Source organism: Microbacterium sp. (genome assembly GCF_049661145.1).
Classification (GTDB): Bacteria; Actinomycetota; Actinomycetes; order Actinomycetales; family Microbacteriaceae; genus Microbacterium.
The window spans coordinates 1-4,150 of sequence record NZ_JBASZT010000290.1; the positions used below are offsets into that span (position 1 = coordinate 1).

Consider the following 4,150-nt stretch of genomic DNA (forward strand, 5'->3'; position numbering starts at 1 on the left):
ACGCGCGGGGTGGGGCGGGGGGCGACGGCGGAGCAGCCGCGGAGCCACCGGCATCCGGAGCGTCGGTCTTCGGAGCAGGCTCGGTGCGGACGTCGGAGTCGTGTCGGGCGACGTACTTGACGCGCACGCCGAGGACCTCGCGGATGGCGGCGCGAAGGTCTTCGCTCGGTCCCTTGCCCGCGACGAGCTTCTTGAACGCGGTCACGTCGGCGCGGCTCTGAAAGCTCAGCGTCAGCACGTCGCCCGTGAAGGCGACGGGTGCGGCGACCGTCGCGATCATCCACGACGAACGGCTGACCGGCTCGAGTCGCTGCAGGATCTCCGGCCATGCCGCACGCACATGAGCGAGGGTGAGCTCTTCGACGGGCGTACTGGGAACGGCCTGCGGCTCTTCCACCGGGGCGGCGGGGGGAGGCTCGGGCGAGGCCTGCGGCGTTTCGACTCGCAACTGCGGTGCTCGCTCGCCGACCGGGGCGGAGGCGACCGGAGGGGTAGCGACCGGAGGGGTAGCGACCGCGAGCGTGGCGGTGGCGGCGGTGTGGGCGAGGACGCGGGCGACGAGCAGCTCCAGTTGCAGGCGCGGCGAGGTCGCGCCCGTCATGTCGTCGAGCGTGGCGACGACGAGATCCGCGATGCGCGAGAGCGGGTCGGCGCCGAAGGCGGCGGCCTGGCTGCCCATGCGCTCCAACTCGTCGGCGGAGACGCCGCGCAGCACCGCGGCGGCACCCGGTCCCGTCGCCGCGATGATGATGAGGTCGCGCAGCCGCTCGAGCAGATCGTCGACGAAGCGGCGCGGGTCCTGGCCGGTCTGCACGACCCGGTCGATCGCGGCGAAGGCGGCCGCCGCGTCGTGCGCGGCGAACGCCGTCACGACCTCGTCGAGCAGTTCGGCATGGGTATAGCCGAGCAGCGACACGGCCCGCTCGTACCGCACGACGCCGTCTTCCGACCCGGCGATGAGCTGGTCGAGGAGCGACAGCGTGTCGCGCGGCGAGCCGCCGCCGGCGCGGACGACCAGCGGCAGCACTCCCGACTCGACCTGCACCCCCTCGCGGTCGCACAGCTGTTCGACGTACTGCAGCATCGCTGCGGGCGCGACCAGCCGGAAGGGGTAGTGGTGCGTGCGCGAGCGGATGGTACCGATGACCTTTTCGGGTTCGGTCGTCGCGAAGATGAACTTGACGTGTTCGGGCGGCTCTTCGACGAGTTTCAACAGGGCGTTGAACCCCTGCGCCGTGACCATGTGCGCCTCGTCGAGGATGAAGATCTTGAACCGGTCCCGGGCGGGCGCGAAGATGGCGCGCTCGCGCAGGTCGCGCGCGTCGTCGACGCCGTTGTGGGATGCCGCGTCGATCTCGACCACGTCGAGCGATCCCCCGCCGCCCCGACTCAACTCGACGCAGCTGTCGCACACTCCGCACGGAGTGTCGGTCGGACCCTCGGCGCAGTTGAGGCAACGGGCGAGGATCCGCGCCGACGTGGTCTTGCCGCAACCGCGCGGGCCGCTGAACAGATAGGCGTGCCCCACGCGGTCGCCACGCAGTGCGGTCATCAACGGCTCGGTGACCTGGGCCTGACCGATCATCTCGCCGAACGTCTCGGGGCGATAGCGACGGTACAGGGCGGTGGTCACCAGAACAGACTACGGCGTGGCGCCGACACGGGCGCGAGGTTCCCAACCAAGACGCATCACCTCGTCCTCGGGCGCCACGCGCCGATCAACCGTGCCGGACTACCGACCGGGTCGCGTCCGACGTGACGGCCAGCGAAAGAGCGCGCGCATGAGTGGCGAGCGCATGCTCGCGATCGATAGCACCGTCGCGATGACGGCGACCGCGGTGAACAGCGCGACGTACCCCAGGAAGCCGTTGCCGCTGCGCGGCACGAGAAGAGGACCCACAACGAGCACCGTGGGCCAGTTCGTGACGTAGTAGACGAGTGAATGCTCCCCTGCGAATCGCAACGGCCCGAACGCCCGGACCCGATCCGTCGGGGGAAGGACGCGCAACGCGACGAGGATCATTCCCACCACGCCCGGAACGGACACGACCGAATACCTGACTCCGATGAGGTCGGTGGTGGCGAGGAGTGCCGTTCCCACCACCAGGCACGCGCTGACGACGACGACCCACGGTGACCGGATCCATCTCTCCCACGCAGCGCGGTTCCTCGTCGCCCAATCGCCCGCGATGAAGAACGCGAAGAGGAAGCAGAAGCGGTCGGCGCGCAGAGTGCCGGGTGCGACGACGGCGAGCGCGAGGGCAATCACGATGAGAACCCCACGAGGCACCCGCCGCACGACATACGCGAGGACGTAGAACGCGAGGAGGAACCAGAGGTACCAGTAGACGGTCGGCGGCGCCAAGAGCAGCCCGACCAGGTCGACCGCGTCGATCCCACCCGCCAGCGCGAGCAGGATCACCGACCAGAGCAGGTAGGGCCATGCGATGCCGGCTGCCTTGCCGCCGAAGTAGCGGCCGGGCGGCTTGGCGATGGACCGCTGCAGCAGCATCCCCGAGACGAACATGAGCATCGGCATGCGGAACGGACCGACGAGATCGTCCAGGGTGAGCAGCATCGGCGGAGCGGTGCCGGCGAACTTGATGAGTGCCTGCACACAGTGGTGAGAGATGACGAGGAGGATCGCGATCCCCCGCAGCGCGAAGATCCACGGGTATCGCGACGTGTCCCGCGCCACCTAGCACCCCGGGCAGATCGCCTGGCGGAACCGTCGGCTCCCAGCCCCCCGAACGCGGCGCGACGGACTCTGCACGCGCATGCTGGTACCCCACTCTCATCCCTTACGTGAGAGTAGAGTACCAACTCTTCCGAGACGTCAGAGTGATGGAGGTCGATGTCCCTCGCGAGAGGCTGAGAAGCCGCTGCGCTCCGTGTTCGGCGAGTTCAGCCTGCTGGAGGATCCGACGCGCGACGCGCCTCCTCGCGCAGCACCCGCACGAACTCCTCGACTTGGCGGATCTCTTCGCGCAGCTTTCCGAGCCGTTGCTCGGCCAGAGCGACATAGCGCTCCAGGTCCTGCGCCACGCGCACCGTGGTGGCGGCGTCCGGAGCGTCGTCTCCGGCCGGCCACACCAGTCCCGACAGGCGGTCCGAGGAGTCGGCGGTCACGGTCTCCCGCAACGCGATCAGCTCTCGCATCTGATCGAGAGTGAAGTTCAGCGGTTTCATGTAGCGCAACAGCCTGATGCGTGCGACGTCCTCGTCGCTGTACAGGCGGAACCCGCCGGCACTGCGCGCGGTCGGCTGGACGAGACCCATCTCCTCCCAATGCCGGATCGTACGAATCGACAGATTGGTGAGTGTCGCCACCTCTCCGATCTGGATCACGGTGCGGGTGGGCCGGGGGATCTCGTCGGGGTCAGTCACGTCCATCCGAGAATTGTGTCAGACGAGCCCTGGACGCCCCGCAGCGCACTCACCCATCGCCGAGTGCGCCGGTTCGCGCCGAGCGCACCGCTTCCGTACGGTCCACAACCGGCGCGGTCGGCAGCAACCGGCGCACTCGGCGCACTCGCGCTACCCCACGTCGGCGGAGAGTGCTCGGACCGAGGGGGGCGCGCGAGCGCCGCACTACCCGGCGACAGGGGCCAGCGCCATGAGGGCGACGGATGCCGCCATCGCGACGTACTGTGCGCGGTCGAGCGTCGCGCGGGCGCGGGCGGCGAGCACGGCGGAGGCCACGATGTAGGCCCCGCAGAGCACCAGCACCGTGGGCCACAGCACCGCCCCGGTGTGCGCGTGACCGTGCCCCGGCGACGCCACGACCCCGCCGGTCGCCATCGTGAGCAGCAGCGCGGCCATGACGATCATGCCGGCGGCGGCATGGGCGGCCATGGCGCCACTCGCCATTACCGGCGGCGCACTGGGCGCACCGAACCCGATCACTCCGCCGGCCCCGAGGGAACGACCAGAACCGCTCGATCCCCCGGTTGCGGCCTCGATCGGCATCCGTCGCCGCACCCGTCCAGGGCCGGCCGCGAGAACGAGAGCCGACGCCATCAGCAGCGCGGCCCACCACACAGGGGCGACGATCGCGGTGAGACCGGCATCGAGCATGGCCGCGATCATCAGCGCCCCGGCGGCGAGCTCACCGGCACGCGCCCGCCGGCGGTCGGCTGCGAGGCAGCAC

At 70.0% G+C, this 4,150-nt stretch carries 4 protein-coding genes; all 4 read right to left on the bottom strand.

Annotated features, from left to right (window positions below; all coding sequences use genetic code 11):
• On the bottom strand, positions 1 to 1,633 hold a 1,633-nt coding region (locus WBP48_RS12330), incomplete at its 3' end, for a DNA polymerase III subunit gamma and tau (protein WP_424440839.1).
• Positions 1,634 to 1,732: 99 nt separating this feature from the next.
• Positions 1,733 to 2,698, bottom strand: a complete 966-nt coding sequence (locus WBP48_RS12335; RefSeq protein WP_424440841.1) for an acyltransferase family protein — start codon at positions 2,696 to 2,698, stop codon at positions 1,733 to 1,735.
• Between the two features lie 206 nt (positions 2,699 to 2,904).
• A complete protein-coding gene (locus WBP48_RS12340; protein WP_424440843.1) occupies positions 2,905 to 3,393 on the bottom strand; it encodes a MerR family transcriptional regulator in 489 nt (162 codons plus the stop codon).
• A 198-nt stretch (positions 3,394 to 3,591) separates the two neighbouring features.
• Positions 3,592 to 4,150 (bottom strand): hypothetical protein (locus WBP48_RS12345; protein WP_424440845.1); only part of this gene is annotated, 559 nt, incomplete at its 5' end.

Excerpts from the sequence above, each read along its gene's own strand:
- WBP48_RS12340 (WP_424440843.1), bottom strand. The coding sequence starts at position 3,393 with ATGGACGTGACTGACCCCGACGAGATCCCCCGGCCCACCCGCACCGTG.